Raw genomic sequence first — 21,265 nt, 5'->3', positions numbered from 1 at the left:
TAAAGCCATTTTTCCGGGAAGTGGCTGGCGGCGACCCGCTTAGGCAACCTGCTTTGGCTTACCGGACTGTACCGCAGGTTGCAGGGGCTTGCCCAAGATCTCGCTGTAGTACTTTAAATGCCGGTCAACGATGACGTTCTCGGAGAAGTTCTCCTCCGCGTAGGTATAGCCTTCGTCTACGAGCGTCTGGTATAACTCCCTGTCTGACAGAAGGCGGCCTACTTCGGTCGCCATCGAGTCAGGTGACTCCACGTCGCAGAGCAGACCTGCTTTGCCATAGTCGAGCAAATGCGGAATGTAGCCACTGTTTTTGCCTCCCACCGTCGGCGTGCGGGCCACCATCGCCTCAAGCAGCACCATGCCAAACGATTCCTCCCTGGAAGGATGCAGGAGCACCTGGGCATTCTGGATCAGCCTGAATACCTCGTCATAAGGCATCGGGCCCATAAACCGTACGCCATCTGTTAAGTTTTGTTTCTGAGCGTACTGTTGTGCCAGGCCCCCTTCTTCCGAGTCGACCCCCACCAGGTAGTACTCCAGGTCCGGAAACTGCCTGCGCAGCAAGCCAAAAGCCTGCAATCCGGTCTCGATATTTTTTCGGTGCGTGAATCCCTGGGCTACCGTAATGATATAATTTCCTTTCTGGGCGGTAGCCGCCAGGCGTTGATGCAATGTGCTCGGGTAAAAATTGTCTATGACCCTGGTCTTGGATTTGGTCTGGCGGTCGAGCTGGTTGTAGGTATAGGCGGAGTTGGCCAGCAGGAAATCCGCCTTGCTCACGACGATGTAGTTGATCATCCAGCGCACCAGACGGAACATATCCGGTATTTTGCGCAGGATCTGGAATGCCACATCGTGCAGGCTCACCACGGTGGGTTTCCCTGTTTTCAGGGCCGCCCAGGCAAACTCATAGCTCCAGAAAGCACTGATGAAATCAGCCGGATGGGCTACCATCATCTTCCGAAGGTCCTCTACCTCAAACAGAAAAAAACGGCGGCCCGGTTGCGGCTTCTGGCGGCTGATACAAACCTTGAGGTTGCCGCTCTCCAGCACCATCGGCTCCGATATCTCTGTCGAGTTGGTATAGGCGATTACTTTAAAGCCTCTTTTAAGCAAAGCGTTGATGAAGTGCGAGGTGAGGGGGAACGCATTGGTCGGGGGTAAGTTCGTATCTTTCAGGTCCCAGTCAAGTATTCGCAATTCAACGGGCCCAGCTACTCCTATAGTCATTTGGTTTTCTTCTAAAGTAAATTAGTATGCATTAGACGAGCCAAGGCTGGCTAACTACTGTTGTCATTGTTGTGTGTATACCCTGTTTATACCTGCTCAGTTTCTTTTATCAGGCTCTTTCTGTACCGCATCAGCATCCGGCCAGAATAGGAGCTTGGGTTGTCCTGCACTCCCAGTTTGGAAAAGATCATGTGCAGCTGCTCCTTGAGGGCGCTGTGCGGGAAGAGCAGGATCATCGCCAGAAACACGAAGCCGCCTACAATCATCTGTGAGATCAGAATCACCAGATGCGGCAGTTCCATGTTGCGCAGCAAGGTGCTCACAAGGTATACCACCATGGCCACCACGGCTCCGTTCAGGATGCCGGGCAGGTAGACTCTTATCTGTTTCAAGTAAGAGAGAAACAATATCTTCTTCATCAGGGTCTGGTACATGCCGATGCGGACCAGCTCGCTGATCAGCAGCGCAAAGCCGAAGCCCACCAGGCCATAGTCACGGAGCAGGAAAAACAGGCCACTGATTACGACAATCAGCGTGATGGTGATCACGATCTTCCAGTTAAGCACGGCCTTGGCATCGCACACGATGCCGGCAAACATGGTGACAAAGCTCAGCGGAATGGCCAGGCTCAGCACCTGCAGCACAGGTATAGCCTCCAGCCACTGGTCGCCCAGCACCACATGCACAATCTCCGGAGCGGCCACCATGATGCCCAGGCAGACAGGTATGATCAGGGTCGCCAGCAGGGTGGTGCTCGAAAGGTATACCCTGGCCAGCTTCTCTGTTTCAGTTTGTAATTTGCTGAAGGAGGGAAAGACTACACGCGACACCGTGCGCGTCAGGTTATACATGGGCAGGTTCACGAGCATAAAAGCGCGGTTGTAGATACCCAGTTTGTAAGCGCCGAACACACGGCCGATCAGTAGCGTAGCCAGCTCGGTATAGATGAACTCGAAAAAACTGATCACGGACATTTTGCTGCCATAGGCCAGCAGCGCCCTGTACGCTTCCCAACGCACAACCGGCAGCACGTTGTGGCGGGCCATGGCATGGGCACCGATCGCCACCAGCGCCTGCTGCACCAGCGAGGCATACACCAAGCTCCACACCCCAAAATCCAGCCAGGCCAGCAGGATGCCGACGCCCAGGTAAGAGATCACGTAAGAAGCCGTCTCCACAATGCTCAGCTCCTTGAAGCGCATGTTGCGCTGCAACAGGCTGGTAGCCGTGGCAGAAACGCCACCCACCACAAAGGCCAGCGACATGACGCGCACAATCGGCACCACTTCAGGCATATCGAAGATCAGGGTGGCATAAGGCGCCAGCACCCAAGCCAGCACCGTGAACACGGCACCGAGCAAGGCCGATGAGGTGAAGGCCGCCCGGATGTTTTCGGAGGTAAGCTCTTCTTTCTGGATGATGGCCTGGTTAAGGCCCAGATTCGCGAAATAGTACCCGAAGCGCAGGATAACGGCCGAAAGGGCTACCAGACCAAAGGCCTCGGGAGCCAGCAGACGGGCCATGGCGGAGGTATAGCCGATCTGCATCACGGCATTGGCGATGGTGCCCGCCGAGCTCCATTTCAACCCGCTAACCGCCTTCGAAGCTAAATTTTTACTCATGTAGAAGTTCTGGTAATCGTGCTTCCCCTAAAAAAAGGTGCTGCAGGAATCTGCTTCCTACAGCACCTCCTGGTTCAAGCGTGCATTTATCTATTGCTTAGGCGCTACACGTAGTAGTAGCTGCCTTTTTTCTTGTATCCGTACTCGTAGGTGCTGCTGTAGTTCAGGTCGTTGATCACCATATAGATGTTCTTCAACTTGCGGGCTGCGTACAGATCGTTCACCTGGGTGAGCATGTCTTTGCTGGTGTACTTGTGCTTTACCACATACAGGTTTACATCCATGTGCTTCATCAGGATAAAGTACTCGGCTACGAAGCCGATTGGCGGTGTATCGATCACCACGTACTCATACTGCTCCTTCAGCTTGGCGATCAGTTCGGCCATGCGCTTGTGCTCCAGCAATTTGATCGCATTGTCAGGTATAGGGCCGCACGAGATGATGTCCAGGTTCTCGATATCGGTCTTCTGGATCACTTCCTCCAGCGGCAGCCCCTGGCTCAGGTATGAGGACAAGCCGGCCGCATTGTGCGTGTTGAAGTACTTGCTGAAGGTAGGCTTGCGCATATCCGACTCAATCAGGATGGTGCGTTTTCCGGCCATGGCCATCTCGCTGCTCAGGTTGACAGAGGTAAAGGTTTTGCCCTCACCTGACACCGATGAAGTTACGCCTACTACTTTAAAGTCAGTTTCGGACATCAGGTACTGCAGGTTGATGCGGATTGACCGGAAGGACTCGGCAATGGCGGAGCGCGGGTTGTTTTTCACCGCCAGCTTGTCAGCCTTCGTGCCATGCGCAATCACGCCCAGGAACGGGATGTTGGTCACGTTGTTGAGGTCGTTTTTGCCCTGTATGGTGTTGTCCACGTTGTCGAGCAGCACGATGAGCGCCGCAGGGATGATCAGGCCCAGGATTAAGGCCAGCATGAAGATCATCTTCGGCTTCACGTTCACCGGGCCGGAACCCCACATGGCGGCTTTGTCCACTATCTTTTTATCAGTAGTGTTGGTGGCCAGTGCAATGGCAGCCTCGGCGCGTTTCTCGAGCAGGAAGTCGTACTTCTTGTTCACGAAATCGGCCTGGTTCTGCAGGTCCATCAAACGGCGCTCGTGCTCCGGTACTTTCGCTATACCTGTTTCAAGCTGGTTGATGCGCTTGTCGGCGTTGGCGATAGAGATGTCCGTAGAGCGGATCAGGTTTTTGATGTTCGCTATAATGGCATTGCGCGTGCTCTTTATCTCACTGTCAATCACCTTAATTCTCGGGTTATCCGCTGTGGCGCTCACACTGTATGAGGCACGCTGTTGGTTCAGGCGCGACAACTCGGTAAAGAGATTGGCCAGGTTGGGGTTCTGCACACCCGCCACCGCCGGCGATACCGCCTGTGTGAAGCTCTCGTCGTCCTCAATCTGGTCGAGCACCGTCACGTAGTACTGCTTCTCGGTGCTTAGCTTCGACTTCTCCATTTCCAGCTGCGCCAGTTTCTCGTAGCTGATGTTGGACTGCACATCGATGTTGGCAATGCGGTTAGCCGAACGGAAAGACGATAGCGCCTGCTTGCTCTGGCGGAGCGAATCCGTCAGGCTGCCGATCTGTTCGTCGATAAACTCGAGCGTTTTCTGGCCGTTCATGTTTTTCTCATCCAGGTCACGGGCCACGTAGGTGCTCATCAGTGTGTTCAGGAAGAGCATTTCCTTTTCAGGTATGGTGCCTTTGGTGCTCAGCTCCAGCACCCGCGCCTCACGCTCGATCGGCTTGATGTGCAGGCTGCCAGCGTACTGGGCCACCAGGCTTTCCAGGCTGTTGAGCACGAAGTAGTGCTTTTTGGCGTCTATCTTATCCTCAGGATTGGCGCGCTCTATCGTAAAGCTGAAGTTTTTGTCCTTGTACGGCTTGCCGAACTCCAGCACTTTGGTAATGTTCACCTCCGGCACGATTTGCTTCACGGTATGCGTCGTGTAATCGTACAGGGGAGGGGTCTGGGCTTTCACCGTCAGTTCGTATTCCTTGTCATTGAGCACGCGCACCTCCAGCGGAATGTCCACAATCTGGAGCGAGCTGGTGTCGAGGTGTACGATGAACGGAGCGTTTTCGTACTGCTCCTCCTTAATAAGGTCCAGTCCGGTGTTCAGCCAGTGGTCGGGTACTTTGTAGTAAGACACCGAAAAGTCGAGCTGCTTTAAGGTGCTGCGAATCATATCGGCCGAGGTCAGAATGCCGATCTCATCCTCCACCTTAATGCCCTTGTTCTGCACATCGAGCAGGTTGAGGAGTTCCTGTGCTTTTTTAGAGCCGGTATGCTGATCACCCAACAAAAGGGTGGATTTAAACGCGTAGATACGGGTAGAGCTTTTGACATAGACGTAAGCCCCTGCCATGGCTATCATCACAAAAGCCAGGAACAGATACCATCTGGTCCGGAACTTGAACAGCCAGCTTCTTAAGTCTATTTCGTGCGCTGTGTTTTTTCGTTTCATGGGTACTATTTAAAGTAATTCAGGATAACTGCCGCCGTCGAGATAACGCCCAGGGCAATGGTAACCACATTAAGTGACACCAGGTTGTCGCGCTTCACCTGCGCAACGGACGGCTCTACGTACAGCACATCGTTAGGCTGCATAAAGTAGTATTTGGATTGTACGATATTTGGGTCTTTCAGGTCGAGAAGGACCACTTCGGAACCACCGGGCGTCTGGCGCACCAGCTTCACGTTTTCGCGTGCCGCGCTGCGTGTCAGGTCGCCCGCCATACCCAGCGCATCGAAGAGGGTTGCGCGCTCGTTGTACACAAAGTACTGGCCTGGGCGGTTCACTTCACCCAGCACGCTTACCCGGAAGTTGATGAGCTTTACGACCACGGTCGCGTTGGTGATGTAGCGGTCCACGTTGCGCTGAATCAGCTCCTGTGTCTGCTGCAGAGTGAGGCCCGATACTTTCACTTTGCCCACGTTCGGCAGGTTCACGTTGCCCTCGTCGTCCACGGAGTAGCCGCTCAGGAACATGGTGCCCGGGTCAGCAAAGCCGAAGGCGCTGGAGGGAGGTACGATGTTGTAGATATTGGAAATTTCTGGTTCCAGACTCTGCACCTTGATAGAGAGCACATCGGCAGGCTGCAGTTGGTAAGGCTTGTAGGTGGTCTGCATGGGCGTGGCCACTGTCTCCTTCAGGTTTTCATTTTGCATGTATACAAGCTCTTTTTTACTTAGGCACGATGTCGCGCTTATCATTAGGAGCAGGAGGTATACGACTCTTCTCATGTGTTTTGTTTAAGGGTGTTGTGGATGATGGTACTCGTACGTTTATTTCGATTTTATGATAGTGGGCGTGCATGCCTTTTGTGTTCCGGCATGAAGTACCCAAAAAATTGTATCAGCCATATATACTATAGGAGCCACAAAAAGATGCTTGTTTTCAAAAATATTATGTGAATTTAATGTTGGTGGGCAGCGTTTTGAATTGCAAGTTTCTTTAAATCAGAATGTTACTATTTTGCAGAGACAGTAATTATTAACACAGGATAGCACTGCATTTGCACAGCGGGTGTATTCCTGTATAAATGATTTATTGGAATAATTATATAAGTAACAGCGAGGCAGGAGTTGCCGCGGCGGGAAGGGTAACGTGAGACGGCTGCTGTTATAAACAGAAACCGCCCTAAAGCAGTACCACCTTCCCCATGCGCCTGGCACGAAGAAGGTGGCTTACCAACTGATAGGAAGGTATATCGTCTGCTAATTATTCAATCCATTTGGTACGGCGCTGCTTGGCACGGGGCGCCGGCATCTGGCTCTGTTTCAGTTTGTCTGATGCCTTGCGGATCAGCTGTTGCGAGAATCCGTCAGCGTGCTCAATAATTCCACCTTTCAGCTTCCAGCCTTGCGGAAATAATACGGCAACCTCTGTTGCCAGTGTCTCGAGATTAGGGGCTACTATAATATTGTATTCCATCTTAATGTGTAAATAAACAAACGGTAGAACCAATATAGGGGGTTGTAACATAGGTTGTATGCGTGCGGCTACGAAATTTAGTAAATGAAGTTACATTCAAAATAAAATTTAGATGATTATTAAAATGGTTCAATAAAAGTAGCGGCTTGGGTAGCTTTTTGATGAATTAGTTCTATTTGGTCTGCTCTGCCGTGAGGCGTATCCTGAACGAGGTCAGTTTATCTTCATTCGATTCGAGCGAAAACTGGAAGCCGTGGCTCAGTAAAATCTCCCGGATCATGGTCAGGCCAATGCCCTGGCCGGTTTCTTTGGTGCTGAAGAAGGGGGTAAAGAGCATGGGGCGGACGTGTTCGGGTATACCTTCGCCATTGTCGGTAATGGTCAGGTAGGGCGGCTGTTTCTGCAGCTCCACCCAAATGTTTCCTTCCGATTTTACGGCTTCCATGGCATTTTTGAGGATGTTGAGCAGAGCCTGTTCCATCTGCTGCTCGTCCATGGGGATGCAAAGCGGGTTGGCGGGGAGTTTCATGCTCAGGTTAATGTGCCGATGCTCCAGCTGCGGCAGCATCAATCGCTCGAGCCGTTTGAGCAGAGCCTGCAGCTGCACCGGCTTTTTGGAGGGAGCGGGGAGACGCACCACATCCGCAAAGTTGGCCATGAAACGGCTCAGGTTCGCGTTCCGGTCGATGGCTACCTGCAGGGCGTAGGTGAAGTCCTCGCGGTGCTCCTCATCAATCTGCGGGGTATAGTACTGCACTGAGTCCAGAATGGAGTTGATGGCGCCCGTTGAGTTATTCACTTCGTGCGACATCATCCGGATGACTTTTTCATACGCCTGGCGCTCGTTTTTAATGATGGCCTCTGTGAGTTCTTCCAGTAGAATGAAGGCACGCTGAAACCCGCGGTCGATGAAGTGCGCCCGGTGCGCCCGAAAAGTACGGATGCCGTTGAGGCGGAAGGTATAGGGCTGACCTGCCTGTACCTGCGTCAGCTCCCGAGCCCAGGTGTTGGGCAGTGCCGCCAGTTGGCTGCCCTGCAGCGACTGGCCTGACAGGTATAGGAATCGCTCCGCGGCGGGGTTGATGCTCTCAATGCGGTTGTCAAAGTCGAGCAGGATAATGCCGGCAGGAGAGGCCTGAATGATTTTCTCGAGCAGGAAATGCTTTTCGGCTTGCGCTATACGTTCCTGTCGCAATTGCTCGATCATGCGGTTGTACACGTCCACCAGTTCATCCAGTTCCGGCTGCCCCACCTGCACAAACTTCGTCGAGAAGTCCTTGTCGCGGATGGTCTCTATACCTGCCCTTATCAGATTGAGCGGCTTAAAAAAGGCATTATAGAGATTCGCGGTTAGCACAACTGAAAGCAACACCAGCACCTCCATCCCAATAAAGAGCAACTTGTTCTCGCGCAGCAGGAAATAAGCCATGGCTGCCAGGAGGCTGTGCACGACAACCGCAAAAATGATAAACTTAGTCCTGAGCTTCATACGGGATGCCGAACTTTTCGAGGCGACGGTAAAGGGCGGCCCGGCTCAGGCCCAGCGCACGCGCCACCTTGCTGATGTTGTTGTGGTAATAGGCCATGGACTTGCGGATCATGGAAGCTTCCATCTCGTCGAGCGTCATGGTACCGACAGCGGGCAGGGCCTTGTCACCGGCTTTTACGGGTCCCTGCTGCGCCTGCGCCTGGAAATCCTCGGCTCGCAAGACATCGTCTTCGGCCACCAGCACGGTGCGTTCCACCAGGTTTTTCAGCTCGCGTATATTGCCCGGAAAAGGCAGCTCCTTCAGCCACTGCAGGGCTTTGGGGCTCAGCGCCAGCCCCGGACGGTGGTAGGTCTTCTTCATGTTCTCCACAAAAAACTGCACCAGCAGCGGAATATCATCGGGACGCTCCCGCAGCGAAGGTATACGCACCTTGATCAGGTTGATACGGTAGAAAAGGTCCTCACGGAACTTGCCTTCTTCCACCATCTGTTCCAGGTTGCGGTTGGTGGCACACACCACCCGGATGTCGAGCTTGCGGGAGCGGCTGTCACCGAGCACCTCGTAGGTGCGGTCCTGGAGTACGCGCAGCAGTTTCACCTGGCTGTTCATGTCCAGTTCCCCGATCTCGTCGAGGAAGATGGTGCCTTTGTTGGCCAGCTCGAAGCGGCCCACCCGGTCGGCTTTGGCATCGGTGAAAGCGCCGCGCTTGTGGCCGAACATCTCACTTTCAAACAGACTGGCTGAGATACCGCCCAGGTTAACCTTCACGAAAGGCTGGGACTTGCGGAGACTGTTGCGATGCACTGCCTCCGCTATCAGCTCCTTGCCGGTGCCGCTTTCGCCCTCGATCAGCACCGAGGCGTCGGTCGGCGCGATCTGTCCGATGCGCTTCAGGATCTGCAGCAGCTGCGGATCCTGCCCTACAATGTTGCTGAAATCGTACTGCTGGTCCAGCTTTTTGCGGGTCAGGGCTTCGTCTTTAACGGGTGCCTGCTGTGACAGGCTGAGCGCCGTGCGCACCGCCTGCAGCAGGTAGTCGTTGCTCCAGGGTTTGGTGATAAAGTCTGCTGCTCCCAGGCGCATCCCCTCCACGGCCAGACTGATGGAGCCCCAGCCCGTGATCAGGATGACGGGCAGTTGGGGCATGCGCTGCTTGAACGTCTCCAGCAGCTGAAGCCCATCATGGCCCGAGGTCTCAATGGAGAAGTTCATGTCCATGATCACAAGTTGCAAAGGATGTGCCTGCGCCACTTCCAGCGCCTCCTTCGGAGAGGCCGCCTCTTTTGTCTTAAAGCCGTGTTGCTTGAGCAGAATGCTCAACGAAGCGCGAACGGCCACATCATCGTCTATTATCAGGATCATGCTCAGCGTGCTGTTTTGTCTGCTCTAAATTAAGTTTTTTGTCAATTACTTTTGATTATTCTTCGTGCAAAGCCATGGCCGGATGGATGGCAGCGGCCTGTCGGCTGGGGTAGAAGGCGCAGCCAATGGCTAAAAGGTAAATAAGCCCAACCGCTATACCTAGCGCGATGAAGTAGACTACCGACTCGACCTCAAACACCTGCAGCAGCGGAAACTGGATGGCAAAAGCCACGCCCAGCACCAATCCGAAAGTTGCCAGCACGAGCACCTCGCCAATAAACTGCCTGTATACCTGGGACGAGGCGGCACCCACAGCCCTGCGCAGGCCAATTTCACTGTTGCGGCGGCTGATGTTATACCAGAGCACTCCAAACAGGCCAAGCGCCACATTGAGAATCAGGAAACCACAGATGATGGTCAAGGCTATCATCGGAACTTTGGCCATCTTAGCTTTATTCTGGCGCATCTTTTCCAGTGTGGCGACCTCCATGGTCCAGCCCTTGCTTATACCTGATAATTCTTTTACCATTTTCTCCTCAAACTCCACGCCCATGCCCGGTTTCACTCTTAGCAGAAGTTCTCCATAAAACTCGTTTTCATTTTTAGGCAGATGGATACGGTTAAAAAAACCTGGCTCTTCGGCCGTATACTCACTGCTCGGCCTGTAATGCTCCACTACACCCACCACCTGGTAGCTGGACGAGTCATTCCGAGGTATCAGCTTACCCAACGGGTCTTCTCCTTCAAACAGTTTCTGCTGCAATGCCCTGTTGATCACGATAGGGTAGTGGTGGGAGGCATTGTCCTGTTGCCCAAACCAGCGGCCGTGGCTCACCTGCATCCGCATCACCTTGTCAAAGTCGTCCTGGACCAGATACTCGTTAGCCATCATCTTTTTCTCCCCATAAGAAAGTTCATTGTTCATCTGGCTGAAGGCAAAAGGGGCGTTGCTGTTGGTCAGCGCCACGCTCTCAACTTCCTGAAAGCCTTTGGCACGCTGCATGATCTGCTCAAGGGTCTGGCGATTGAGGGCGGTCGAGTCAGTGTCAGGCCGCATGGTCAGCATCCAGACGTTTTCGTGCTCGAAACCCAGCGGTTTGTAGTAGTTGCGCACATTATATACGATCAGACTCAGCACTGCGAACAGCACCAGGAAGCAAAAGAAAATCTCGGTTATGAGCAGAAAGTTGCTTCTCTTCCTGTTCCAGATTAGTTTAAACAGATGGCGTATCATTTGGAGCCTCCTTTCAGTGCCTCAACGGCTTTTAAGCGTGACATTTTATAGGCTGGGTACACTCCAGCAATCAATCCGAATATCAAACTTAGCAACAGTCCCCAGGCAAACACTCGCAGGTTCAGTCCCAGGTCGGCATAAACAATCACGCCGCTGTCGTTGATGAGCTTCAGTACTGCAGCCGAAAGCGCAAAACCAAGTATACCCCCCAGCAGTGTCAGGAAGACGTTCTCGACAATGAACTGCCCGATGATAGTGGATGAGGTGGCGCCAAAGGCCTTCCGGACCCCGATCTCGGAGGAGCGCTCCATGATGCGGCTGATGTTGATGCTGACCAGGTTGATGGCGGGTAGCAGCATGAACAGGAATGTAACACCAGCCAGTATACTGTAAAGGATACCCAGGCCAGGCTCTGTGCCTCTTCCCAGGAAGGTCCGGGCAAATGCCTCCAGAATCGTGTCAGGGAAGGAGGAAAGTTTGGTGCCCTTCACGGCATGCTGATTCTCCAGCTTCTTAAGCATGGCAGCGTACTCCTCTTTTATCTTAGGTATATCACCAGGGCTTTTTGCTTTAATAGTGGCAAAATACAAGCCCCTTAGCCCAGGTTTGTTGAAGTCCTGGCTTCTGAGTGTAATAGGCACCCAAATGTCAGCATAGGAGTTCACGCGGAGTACGGGCACATCTTTTACCACACCCACTACTTTGTATTTGACCTGGTCTACTTCTATGGTTTTACCTAAAGCCTCACCTTCGCCAAAATACTGGTTTCGGGTGTTCTCGTTGATGACGGCCACCCGGCTGGCTCCTGCTACTTCCTGTTGTCCGAAGGGGCCTCCCTCCAGGAACTCAAACTCCAGGATGTCCCAGAACTCCCGGTCGGTGTATTTGATGTCCAGGGCAAGTTTGCGGTTATTGATGTAACTGTTCACCTGGAAGAACACGGAGCTAACCGACACCTTTTCGGGCGTTTGCAGGGTGCGAACGTTGCGATCAAGGAAATAATAACTTGCTGGTCCACTGCTTGAGTAACCCTCTGAATGCTCTTCGCGCATCATATTGACGAACAAAAGATTATCCATGTCGCGCTCCGGTACCTGTGGCCCAAACGTGTGATCAAAGAGGGAAGTGGCCACCATGAGCACCATGAGGGTGAAGCTGATGCCGAAGAGGCTGATGAAGGTGAAGAACTTGCGTCGCAAGAGCACCTTCCAGGCTATTTTGAGGTAATTCTTCAGCATGGCTATACCTTTTGATAGTCGTAGGCGGTGGTTTTGGCATCGGACACCTGCTGGCCATCGAAGAAGCGGATGAGGCGCTCGGTCTTCTGGGCCATGTTCTCGTCATGGGTCACCATCACGATGGTGGTGCCGTCCTGGCGGTTGAGCGTGAGCAGGATGTTCATGATCTCCTCACCCATCACCGAGTCCAGGTTACCGGTCGGTTCGTCGGCCAGAATAAGTTCGGGCTGCCCGATCAGGGCACGGGCAATGGCTACCCGCTGGCGCTGTCCGCCCGAAAGCTGGGTAGGGTAGTGCTTGGTGCGGGCGCTGAGGCCTACTTTCTCAAGCGCCGTAAGAGCCAGGTGGCGGGTTTCGGCAGCCGAGGTGCCGCTTCGGTACAGCAGCGGAAGCTCCACATTGTCGAGCACGCTCAGGTCGTTGATCAGGTGATAGCTCTGGAATACAAACCCGATCTTCTGATTGCGGATGTGGGCCAGTTCCTTGTCTCTATACCTGCTGATGGGCTGGCCGTCTATCTCCACAATGCCATTGGTCGGCTCGTCAAGCAGGCCCATGATGTTGAGGAGCGTGGACTTGCCGCAACCCGAAGGTCCCATCACCGACACAAACTCCCCCTTCGGGATGTGCAGGTTGACGTTGTGCAACGCTACCGTCTCAATGGTCTTGGTCTGGTAGACTTTCTCGATGTTCTTTAACGTGATCATAGTTTTATGTCTTGATGGTTGAATTGCTAAATTGTTGATGGTTAAATTGTTGATTGCTAATTGTTGATTGTTGGGTGCACGATTAATCCACCCCTGGCCCCTCTTGGGAGGTAGGGCCGTTAAGTTCTGCCGAGAACTATCCCCTTAAGGGGATTATAGGGGTGTCAATTCGGTGCTGAAAAGCTGTTGGTTGACTAATTCCTAATTCAAGCGCAGTTGCAAACACCCCTCTGCGCTCCCCTCAAGGGGAGAATTCCCTAGAACTTAACGGCCCTACCTCCAAGGAGGGGAATCTCTTACATGAATCGGACAAGTAAGCGACCTGTCCTTACAGCTATACCTATCACATTTTCAAATCTTAAAATCTCCAAATCTCCAAATTTCAAAAAACACTCATTCACTCACTTCTAGCACTCGTCCCTGCTCAAAATCATACAGCGTGAGCTGCCGGAGGGTGTAGTAGGCCGTCCAGAAGGCACTGAGGGAGGCGATGTGGGCGCGGCGGGCCTGGTCTTTTTCAGCCAGGGCAATATTGAGGTCGGTGATGCTGATGCGGCCGATCAGGAAAGTGTTGCGGGCGATCTCGTAACGTTCCTGGGCGATGGCGTCGGCCTCGGCGGTGGTGGCGATGCGGGCTTTCAGGGTGTTGTACTGGTTCACCTGCGTGAGCACGGCCTGCTCGAAGTTGGCGTCTTCCTGGTCCACGGTGTACTGCACTAGCTGCTTGTTCAGCTCGGCTACTTTATAGATAGACCGCTGCCTGCCCCAATCCATGATCGGCATGTTGAAGCCGATGCGGGCCCGCTGCTGGTTTTCGGGGCGGGTATAGATGTCGGTGAAGGAGGCCCCACGATTGGTAAGACCGAAAGTGGCAAAAAGACTGGCATTGAATCCGTTGTCACCCTGCGCTTTGGCCATCAGAGCTTCGGCCTCCAAAAGCCTTCTGCTAAAGTTGATGCCCTCTTTCCGATTTTTGCGGGCTTCAGCCAGTGCCACTTCGGCCAGCACAGTCGTGGCAGGTATACCTTCCGGCGTTGTCAGCTCCAACTGGTCTATCTCTTTCATGCCGATGTAGGTTTTGAGGGCGAGGGCTGCGGTCTGCTGATCCAGGTCGGCCTGCGCCATAGCCAGCTCGGCGTTCAGCACCGCCAGTCGCAGTTGCAGCAGGTCGTTTTTGGAAAGGCGACCGAGCTTATACTTTTCCTGGGCGATCTGGTAGAGCGTGTCGTTACTCGACTGGTTCTGGCTCGCGATGCGCTGGTTTGTTTGGGCCAACAGCAGGTCGAAGTACAACCGGGTGGCGTTCACGGCTATTTTTTCACGCTCCTCCAGGTATAGCTTCTGGGACTCCTGGTAGCGGAGCGGCTCTATCTTTCTGGCCCAGGACAGCTCGTTGTAGGCAAACAGCGGCTGCTCTATTCCTATAATGGCGGGGTTCCCATTGTAGCGGGTCTCGTCTCGGTCAAAGTCGTCGAAGCGCTGCATCAGCGACGTCACAAACACGCGGCCCCCGGTTGGACTTACCACCTGGCTCAGGCTCAGTCCCAGTTCGGAGTTGTTGATGGACACCGGTTTGAAATCGGTGGTGCCGTCGGGTTGTGTTACGGGCATAATGGTGCGGCTGAAGTCGGGGAGGGTACCGGTGAGGCTGAGCTGCGGTTTGTAATCCGACTTAAAGCTGCGCCACTGCCAGTAGCTGTTCTCGCGGCTTGTCTCGGCCTGCCGCGCTGTTGCTGACTGCTCCTGCGCCAGGGCGATCACCTCCTGCAAACGCAGTGTGCGCGTTGCAGGCTGGGCTATACCTGACAGGCAGGGCAGCAGCGTCACAAACAGCAATAAGATCAGGTATAGCTTTTTCATGGTTTCAATTTCCGTATCACGTAGCACGTATCACGTATCACGACACACGTATCAAGTAGCACGACTTCTTTTTTCGACAAAAGACCATTTGATAATAGACATAGGACTATTCTTTTTTTACATCTTTTGTCCTTTGTCACAACGTCCTATGTCATTTTTTTAACTTTCTAACTTCCAACCTTTCTAACTCCCCAACTCACTTCACTTTCACTTTGTCGAGGTGCTGGTAATCGGCCAGGTCAGAGATCACTACTTGCTCACCGGCTTGCACGCCATTTTCCAGCTCCACGTAGTCCACATTGCTCACGCCGAGTTTGGCTTCTCTCCGGATCAGTTCGCCGTCGCGAAGCACGTATACCTGGGGCTTGCTGACCGTTTTGAAATAAGGACCGTTTTGCACGCGCAAGGTGTTCGGTTTGGCGGCAGTCTGCACGTACACATCCACACGCAGGCTGGGGCGCAGCAACTCGTGGGCTTTCTCTTCTAGAGCGACAAAAAAGGTCACAATGCCGTTTTCGACGGTCGGCTTGATGGAGGCCACGCTGCCTTTTAGATCGGCGTTGTTGATGCGCACCACCACACTGCTTCCGACGCTGATCTGGCTGGCAAAGGCATCCGAAATAGTAGCCTGCACGCGGTAGCTGCTCAGGTCCGCAAGCCGGGCGATGATATCGCCGGCATTCACGTTGCTGCCGATCTCGTTTTTTACCCAGGTGATGACACCGGGCTGTGTGGCGCGCACCTCGGCCTGCTCCATTTTGCGCTGCAGTTCCTCGATGGAGCGGCTTTGCATGGCCAAGGTATAGCGCAGTTCCTGCTCGTCGGCTTTCAGCAATTGACGCTCCGTTACAATGTCGCGCTCTATCTGGGCGAGTTCCTGCTGCGCGATCTTCAGGTTGAGTTCGGCCTGCTTCACGCTCTCCTGCGTGCCGCCCCCGATCTTGAGGAGGTATAGCTCGTCCTCGAACTGGGCCTGCAGACTCTTCACGTGCATGCGTTTTATTTCCAGTTGCGAGGCGAGGGCGTTCAGTTTCTTTTCGAGGTTGAGGTTGAGCTGCACTGTTTTGTGTCGGCTCTGTTCCTGCTCGTCTTTCAGTTTGTCGTAGGCCAGTTGGGTATAGGCTCTGTCAAGCAACAGGATCTGGTCGCCGGGCTGCACCTGCTCGCCTGTGGCGTGCACCACCTGCTCGATGCGCGCCTGAATGGGGCTGGTAATGACCTGCTCGTGCTCCGGCACCACTGTGCCCGATGCCGTGATGGTGGCTTCCACCGCACCTTCTTCAACTGTCGCCGTCCTGATTTCGGCTTGCGGAATACTCGGGGTGATCAGGCTTCTAAAACCAAGGATAGCTACCACCACCAGGGCAGCGGCTATACCTATTTGCCAGATGCGTTTTCGCTTCCGGGCTTGTCTGGTGCTGGCTGATAATTCACGGTCCATCGTCTTGTGTTGGGATTTACTCGTGGGGGTATAGCCAATTTAAATGCCAGATATTCATTATACTGATTTACAGGTATTTACATAAAATATAGTGAACTTTTCATGCTATATACCTGTCCGGAAATGAACAGTTTGTGCGGTTTTGAAAGTGGGATTTACCCAAGCGAACAATTAAATATAGTATTCTGCTGATTTTTAGTAGATTTAGGTGTGGGTAAGTCTCAAGCTACACTCAATGCTACAGTAAATCCTTTCCAGAAAAGATGAAGACGAACTATGTGCTATACCTGGCTGCGGTGCTTCTGATGGCATGCGGTGAAAAACAGCTGAAAGATCCAGCAGCAGCTGCGGAACAACCGTCTGAGACTTCCACGCAGCTTACGGAGGAAGAAATGGAGGCCTTGCGGCAAAAGTGTGAAGCTTACTACGCTGGCCTGCATGTGCATGATTCGGTTCGGATAGCCTACCTGGACAAAGTTCTGGCAGACAGGAAAAGCAAGCTCACCGAGAACAATCGCCGGTTTCTGACGCAGCTAAAGCAGGGTTTTACCACAAGCAAGCAGCCCCGCCTGACCATTGAACAGGCGCTGTTCCCGGTTTTCAGGATTCCGAACCAGCCATTGGGTATTATCGGACAAGGCATTCCGGATATGGACAGACCTGACGAGTTTACAGATCTTTCAGCAGAAGCTGCGTTGCTGCAGAAATGGGTTGGTCCCGACTGGTCAAATAGCGATGGAACACACCTGGTGCACTACCCTGAATTGCTTGAATCAATTTATCCTGCCGGCAAACCCCAGGTATACCTGTACACCACCAAAACAACCCACACATCCCGAATAAAGGAGCTGGGCCACTACCAAAACGAATGTTCTGAATACTATCACTACACCTTTGATGAGAAGGCATTGCAAAGTGCAGCTGAGGTGCTTTTTGCCAGCCGCCTGCCACTCGACCTGACCTATGAAAGCAATCCGGCTTTCGACACCTGGTACAAGTCTAACTTACTGCCCGAGTGCGCCGACTGCCCGAGCAGTCACGACAGTGCTCGTTCTGTTGCCAAACTGACGGGCATAGAAGATCTCTATTTCATGTATGCCGACGCCTTCCCGGATAATCAGGAGCTGCACACCCCGCTTCGGGCGCTGGTAGCGAAAGTAGAGGACGGGAAGTGGCTATACCTGTGGTACAGCGATATCGACAATTTCGGTTGTAGCTGTTTGTAGATGCGATTATCTGCCTAAGTAGAAAGAGCATATCAGCTTGTCGTATGCGCTATACCTTCAGTCTTTTCTCCCCGTAAAAACAGAGATGAAAGCGCTGCTGCTATACCTTCTTTTCTGCTTATACCTTAGTCAGGGTATGGCGCAGAACCTGGTGCGGAACCCCAGCCTGGAGCAGCTGAAAGGCGGGGTTGTCGGGTTTAAAGGGGTGAGCGGCACACCCGATATTGCCTCTGTGGAAGGGAAAGTCGTGCAGTTCCCGCCTTACTTCAATGCCTATCAGTCCAACACACCCTCCAGACAGGTTTCCACGATTGAATTCGGGGAGGTTTGCCTGTGTCAGTGGTTCAGCTTCGAAGCGAGTGAGCTGACGCAGGTGGAATTTTTGAAACCGTTGCGGAAGAACCAGGAGTATGTGGTCTCACTGTACACGATCAAGGCTTCCACCATTGAGCCGCCGATCAGTGAGATCACAGCACACTTTATAAACAGGCCCCTGCCGTCCACCAGACAGGTATACGGGCTCAAAGATCATCCTCTGACACCAGTAACGATACCTTATACTTCCCTGAAGCCTGCTGCTGCCGGGCCTTTAGTTTCCCGAACGTCCTGGACAATAGTGAGCGGTGTGTACAAAGCTAAAGGTGGCGAACGCTACCTGCTGCTCGGGAATTTTCTGGGCGCAAACGCCGCTGCGCTGGAAGTGATGAACCCGGAAACAGAGGAAGTGGAGGAGGAGCTTAAGAGCAGTAAGAAAAAAGGCACGTATTACTGCTACGACAACATCAGTGTGGTGCCAAAGCCTAAGGCAGACAAGGAGGCAGACGCCATACCCGATGCCGCTCCACCACTTGCGTCAGCAGCTGATGCGCCTATTGCCATAGGCAGTACCATTACCCTCAGTGATGTAAACTTTGCTACCGGTGACCACACCATCAAGCCTGTAGCTTTTCCACTGCTTGATTCTCTGGCTGTTTTTATGACCTCGAACCAACAGGTGGCTGTTCATATTGAGGGACATACCGATGATGTAGGTACCGAAGCAGATAACCTCGCACTTTCGCAAAGGAGAGCAGCCGCTGTGAAAGCCTACCTGGAAGCCAAAGGTATAACTGGCAACCGCATTTCGGTCAAAGGTTTAGGGGAAGCCTCTCCGAAAACAGATAACCTCACCCAGGAAAACAGAGCCTTGAACAGGCGGGTGGAAATCGAGATTTACCAAGAGTGAATGCACCATCCAGCTAACCAGGTATAGCCGCGCATTCGCAATCCGATATTTCGCGGCCAGGCAAAAATTAACCTGCCGATGTGTCGCCAATCTGGGTGCGGGAATGCGCATTTCTCCCCATCTTTCTTTAATTTGCCTCTTTCACAAAGCGACAAGAACTATGAGTCATACAGAAAGGCTGGCCGCCATACGCCAGCAGATGAAAGAGCAGGGGCTGAGCGCCTATATCATTCCTTCCGCAGACCCGCATATCAGCGAGTATCTGCCCGACCGCTACAAATGCATCTATTTCGCCTCGGGCTTTACGGGCTCAGCCGGTACGCTGGTCATTACCCAGGACTTTGCCGGTCTGTGGACCGATGCCCGCTATTTTGAGCAGGCCGTGGAACAACTGGCTGGCAGTGGCTTTGAGTTGGTGAAACTGCAGGTACAGCACGCCCCGGAGTACATCGGCTGGCTGGCTGACCGGCTGAACCAGGGCGAGGTAGTAGGCTACGATGCGAAGCTGATTTCAGTGGGACTGGCGGAAATGCTGGAGCAGGAGCTGTCGCCGCTAGGTATAGCACTAGCCTCTGACCGCGACCTGCTGGATCCGATCTGGGAAGGCCGCCCGGAATTGCCAACTGCCCAGGCACACTTGCTGGGAGAGGAGCTAACCGGACAAGCCACCACCACCAAACTGGAGAATCTGCGTGCCGCACTCCAAAAGCAAAGAGCCGACTACCACCTGATCTCCTCCCTTGACGACATGGCCTGGATCTTCAACATGCGCGGTGCCGATGTGAAGTGCAACCCGGTAGTGCTGAGCTTTGCGCTGATCAGTCAGGAGAATGCCGTGCTGTTTATTGACCAGGCCAAACTGAGCGAAACTGACAAGAAAAAGCTGATGGCCGACGGCGTGGAGCTGCAGCCTTACGAAATGGTGGAGCGCCTGCTGGGTGAGCTTCCTGCCGATTCTTCTATCCTGATCGACCCGAAACGCAACTGCTTCGCTCTGTACAAGCAGCTGTCAGAAGGGGTGCGTGTACTCCAGAACACCAACCCGACGACTTTCTTTAAGGCCGTTAAAAACGAGGTAGAGGTAGGGAACACCCGCCAGACCATGGTGAAAGACGGCGTGGCGCTGACCCGCTTCTTCAAATGGCTGGAGGAGAACCTGGGCAAAACCACCATCACCGAAATGTCCGTGGCGGATACCTTGCGTGAGTTCCGGGCCGAGCAGGAGGGTTTCATTGGCGAGAGCTTCGACACCATTGCCGGTTACAAAGCGCACGGTGCCCTGCCGCATTACAAAGCTACGCCGGAAAGCGACGCAGAATTGAAGGCTGACGGCTTGTTCCTGCTCGACTCCGGCGGACAGTACACCACTGGCACCACCGACATCACCCGTGTGGTATCGCTGGGCAACCTCACCGAAGACGAAAAGACCGACTATACCCTGGTGCTGAAAGGCATGATCGACGGGGCCACCGCCCGTTTCCCGAAAGGCACCCGCGGCTACCAGATCGACGCCATCACCCGCAAACCGCTCTGGGACCACGCCCGCAACTACGGCCACGGCACCGGCCACGGCGTTGGCTTCGCCCTGAACGTGCACGAAGGGCCGCAAGTGTTCAACCCGTCGCCCACACCGGTGGACATTGAACTAGGTATGATCACGTCCGTGGAGCCGGGCATCTACAGACCAAATCAGTACGGTATTCGCATCGAAAACCTCGTGCTGACTATACCAGACGAGTCGAACGCCTTCGGCGAGTTCTATACCTTCGAGCACCTGACTTTGGCCCTGATCGACACGACCCCGGTGAAAAGAGAGTTGCTCGACGAGCGCCAGATCAAGTGGCTGAACGACTACAACCAGCTGGTAGTGGAGAAGTTAGGTCCGAACCTAAAAGAAGAGGAACTGAAGTGGCTGCAGGAGAAGGCGAAGGCTATTTAATTGTTAATTGATAATTGTTAATTGTTGACCGGCTATACCTGCGTAAGGTATAGCCGGTTTTTTGTCAGAATCAGGATTTACAGGATTAAAGAGGGCCCCTACCCCCACGGATTTACAGGATTTTCGTTCACGATTGTCATCCCCGTTCCCCCTTCTTTGTCGATGGCCCCGACCCCCAAGGGGGACTTTGCTAAACCGGTCTCTATCTGTCATCCTGAAAGGATCTTGGTTGGAGGGAGGTTAAGCAGTTGCTATAACACACCCCTGCCCCTCTCAAGAGGGGAATCTCTGCCACTGCCACTTCACAGGTATAGGCCTCTTAGTTATAGCAGTTCCTTTAGCTATACCGGGTCCAACCACCCCTAACCCCTCCTTGTCCAAGGAGGGGAGTTTCCGCCGCTGCCAGTTCGTAAGTATAGGCATTGTCACCTCAATTACCCGTGCACGATTAACATCCCCCTGCCCCCTTCGAAGGGGGACTTTCCCGCCATAGCCAGTGTCAGGTATAAGATTCGTCGTTTCTGTCACAGAACACTGGCAGGTATAGCAAGGCTAACTTGCACGCCTACTACGAAGTAATAAGCTGTGCACGGTGCACCGATTGACTACCCACTGTCTGAGCGTTCAGCGAGTTTGGGGAGTCTTGACTTTTTTGCCTACTTTTTTTGTCAAGAAAAAAAGTAGGTGCCCGCCGCACAGGCGAAGCTATACTTGAAGCGCCAGTTGCAACACCTCTTTACCTTT

The 21,265-nt window shown here is 53.4% G+C and carries 16 protein-coding genes; 3 read left to right on the top strand and 13 right to left on the bottom strand.

The genetic code is table 11. The features are described from left to right. Nucleotides 1-39 precede the first annotated feature (39 nt). The 13 genes from IEV97_RS03510 to IEV97_RS03450 form a co-directional block, all read right to left on the bottom strand. Entirely contained in the window at nucleotides 40-1,230 is a 1,191-nt protein-coding gene (locus tag IEV97_RS03510; RefSeq protein WP_188500102.1) for a glycosyltransferase family 4 protein, read from the bottom strand. An 86-nt stretch (nucleotides 1,231-1,316) separates the two neighbouring features. Next, nucleotides 1,317-2,852 (bottom strand): lipopolysaccharide biosynthesis protein, encoded by a 1,536-nt coding sequence (locus IEV97_RS03505; RefSeq protein WP_188500101.1) that lies wholly within the window; start codon nucleotides 2,850-2,852, stop codon nucleotides 1,317-1,319. Between the two features lie 104 nt (nucleotides 2,853-2,956). After that, complete coding sequence (locus IEV97_RS03500; protein WP_188500100.1) at nucleotides 2,957-5,329, bottom strand: GumC family protein; 2,373 nt, start codon at nucleotides 5,327-5,329, stop codon at nucleotides 2,957-2,959. Between the two features lie 5 nt (nucleotides 5,330-5,334). Next, nucleotides 5,335-6,033 carry a polysaccharide biosynthesis/export family protein gene (locus IEV97_RS03495; RefSeq protein ID WP_229733769.1) on the bottom strand — a complete coding sequence of 233 codons (699 nt, stop codon included), beginning with the start codon at nucleotides 6,031-6,033 and terminating at the stop codon, nucleotides 5,335-5,337. Nucleotides 6,034-6,324: 291 nt separating this feature from the next. Further along, entirely contained in the window at nucleotides 6,325-6,540 is a 216-nt protein-coding gene (gene cas5, locus IEV97_RS20210) for a CRISPR-associated protein Cas5 (protein WP_188500098.1), read from the bottom strand. A 46-nt stretch (nucleotides 6,541-6,586) separates the two neighbouring features. After that, nucleotides 6,587-6,799 (bottom strand): hypothetical protein, encoded by a 213-nt coding sequence (locus IEV97_RS03485; RefSeq protein WP_188500097.1) that lies wholly within the window; start codon nucleotides 6,797-6,799, stop codon nucleotides 6,587-6,589. Nucleotides 6,800-6,971: 172 nt separating this feature from the next. Further along, entirely contained in the window at nucleotides 6,972-8,288 is a 1,317-nt protein-coding gene (locus IEV97_RS03480; RefSeq protein WP_188500096.1) for a sensor histidine kinase, read from the bottom strand. After that, nucleotides 8,272-9,651: a sigma-54-dependent transcriptional regulator gene (locus tag IEV97_RS03475; RefSeq protein WP_188500095.1), complete on the bottom strand. Its 1,380-nt coding sequence runs from the start codon at nucleotides 9,649-9,651 to the stop codon at nucleotides 8,272-8,274. The genes IEV97_RS03480 and IEV97_RS03475 overlap by 17 nt, the downstream gene beginning before the upstream one ends. 55 nt (nucleotides 9,652-9,706) lie before the next feature. Further along, on the bottom strand, nucleotides 9,707-10,885 hold the full coding sequence (locus tag IEV97_RS03470; RefSeq protein ID WP_188500094.1) for an ABC transporter permease: 1,179 nt from the start codon (nucleotides 10,883-10,885) through the stop codon (nucleotides 9,707-9,709). Next, nucleotides 10,882-12,123 carry an ABC transporter permease gene (locus IEV97_RS03465; protein WP_188500093.1) on the bottom strand — a complete coding sequence of 414 codons (1,242 nt, stop codon included), beginning with the start codon at nucleotides 12,121-12,123 and terminating at the stop codon, nucleotides 10,882-10,884. Before IEV97_RS03465 ends, IEV97_RS03470 begins: the two co-directional genes overlap by 4 nt. 2 nt (nucleotides 12,124-12,125) lie before the next feature. Further along, a complete protein-coding gene (locus tag IEV97_RS03460) occupies nucleotides 12,126-12,830 on the bottom strand; it encodes an ABC transporter ATP-binding protein (protein WP_188500092.1) in 705 nt (234 codons plus the stop codon). A gap of 393 nt (nucleotides 12,831-13,223) precedes the next feature. Next, nucleotides 13,224-14,690: a TolC family protein gene (locus IEV97_RS03455; protein ID WP_229733768.1), complete on the bottom strand. Its 1,467-nt coding sequence runs from the start codon at nucleotides 14,688-14,690 to the stop codon at nucleotides 13,224-13,226. A 196-nt stretch (nucleotides 14,691-14,886) separates the two neighbouring features. Continuing rightward, nucleotides 14,887-16,131: an efflux RND transporter periplasmic adaptor subunit gene (locus tag IEV97_RS03450; protein ID WP_188500091.1), complete on the bottom strand. Its 1,245-nt coding sequence runs from the start codon at nucleotides 16,129-16,131 to the stop codon at nucleotides 14,887-14,889. Nucleotides 16,132-16,394: 263 nt separating this feature from the next. On the opposite strand from IEV97_RS03450, the gene IEV97_RS03445 reads away from it, so the two are divergent. From IEV97_RS03445 to IEV97_RS03435, 3 genes are all read left to right on the top strand, one after another. Then, a complete protein-coding gene (locus tag IEV97_RS03445; protein WP_188500090.1) occupies nucleotides 16,395-17,357 on the top strand; it encodes a hypothetical protein in 963 nt (320 codons plus the stop codon). An 85-nt stretch (nucleotides 17,358-17,442) separates the two neighbouring features. Continuing rightward, nucleotides 17,443-18,582, top strand: a complete 1,140-nt coding sequence (locus IEV97_RS03440; protein WP_188500089.1) for an OmpA family protein — start codon at nucleotides 17,443-17,445, stop codon at nucleotides 18,580-18,582. A gap of 160 nt (nucleotides 18,583-18,742) precedes the next feature. Further along, nucleotides 18,743-20,521 carry an aminopeptidase P family protein gene (locus tag IEV97_RS03435; protein WP_188500088.1) on the top strand — a complete coding sequence of 593 codons (1,779 nt, stop codon included), beginning with the start codon at nucleotides 18,743-18,745 and terminating at the stop codon, nucleotides 20,519-20,521. Nucleotides 20,522-21,265: the final 744 nt, after the last annotated feature.

Origin of the sequence: Pontibacter amylolyticus (assembly GCF_014638845.1) — a bacterium.
Taxonomy (GTDB): domain Bacteria; phylum Bacteroidota; class Bacteroidia; order Cytophagales; family Hymenobacteraceae; genus Pontibacter; species Pontibacter amylolyticus.
The sequence above is the reverse complement of the archived record's forward strand: the minus strand, read 5'-3'. Positions and strand labels throughout refer to the sequence as shown.

What these genes read in the sequence shown, in the direction of transcription:
- IEV97_RS03500 (WP_188500100.1), bottom strand. Translation starts at nt 5,329, where the DNA reads ATGAAACGAAAAAACACAGCGCACGAAATAGACTTAAGAAGCTGGCTG.
- IEV97_RS03455 (WP_229733768.1), bottom strand. Translation starts at nt 14,690, where the DNA reads ATGAAAAAGCTATACCTGATCTTATTGCTGTTTGTGACGCTGCTGCCC.
- IEV97_RS03480 (WP_188500096.1), bottom strand. Translation starts at nt 8,288, where the DNA reads ATGAAGCTCAGGACTAAGTTTATCATTTTTGCGGTTGTCGTGCACAGC.
- IEV97_RS03445 (WP_188500090.1), top strand. Translation starts at nt 16,395, where the DNA reads ATGAAGACGAACTATGTGCTATACCTGGCTGCGGTGCTTCTGATGGCA.
- IEV97_RS03440 (WP_188500089.1), top strand. Translation starts at nt 17,443, where the DNA reads ATGAAAGCGCTGCTGCTATACCTTCTTTTCTGCTTATACCTTAGTCAG.
- IEV97_RS03435 (WP_188500088.1), top strand. Translation starts at nt 18,743, where the DNA reads ATGAGTCATACAGAAAGGCTGGCCGCCATACGCCAGCAGATGAAAGAG.
- IEV97_RS03470 (WP_188500094.1), bottom strand. Translation starts at nt 10,885, where the DNA reads ATGATACGCCATCTGTTTAAACTAATCTGGAACAGGAAGAGAAGCAAC.
- IEV97_RS03495 (WP_229733769.1), bottom strand. Translation starts at nt 6,033, where the DNA reads ATGCAAAATGAAAACCTGAAGGAGACAGTGGCCACGCCCATGCAGACC.
- IEV97_RS03475 (WP_188500095.1), bottom strand. Translation starts at nt 9,651, where the DNA reads ATGATCCTGATAATAGACGATGATGTGGCCGTTCGCGCTTCGTTGAGC.
- IEV97_RS03505 (WP_188500101.1), bottom strand. Translation starts at nt 2,852, where the DNA reads ATGAGTAAAAATTTAGCTTCGAAGGCGGTTAGCGGGTTGAAATGGAGC.
- IEV97_RS03510 (WP_188500102.1), bottom strand. Translation starts at nt 1,230, where the DNA reads ATGACTATAGGAGTAGCTGGGCCCGTTGAATTGCGAATACTTGACTGG.
- IEV97_RS03460 (WP_188500092.1), bottom strand. Translation starts at nt 12,830, where the DNA reads ATGATCACGTTAAAGAACATCGAGAAAGTCTACCAGACCAAGACCATT.
- IEV97_RS03465 (WP_188500093.1), bottom strand. Translation starts at nt 12,123, where the DNA reads ATGCTGAAGAATTACCTCAAAATAGCCTGGAAGGTGCTCTTGCGACGC.
- IEV97_RS03450 (WP_188500091.1), bottom strand. Translation starts at nt 16,131, where the DNA reads ATGGACCGTGAATTATCAGCCAGCACCAGACAAGCCCGGAAGCGAAAA.
- IEV97_RS03485 (WP_188500097.1), bottom strand. Translation starts at nt 6,799, where the DNA reads ATGGAATACAATATTATAGTAGCCCCTAATCTCGAGACACTGGCAACA.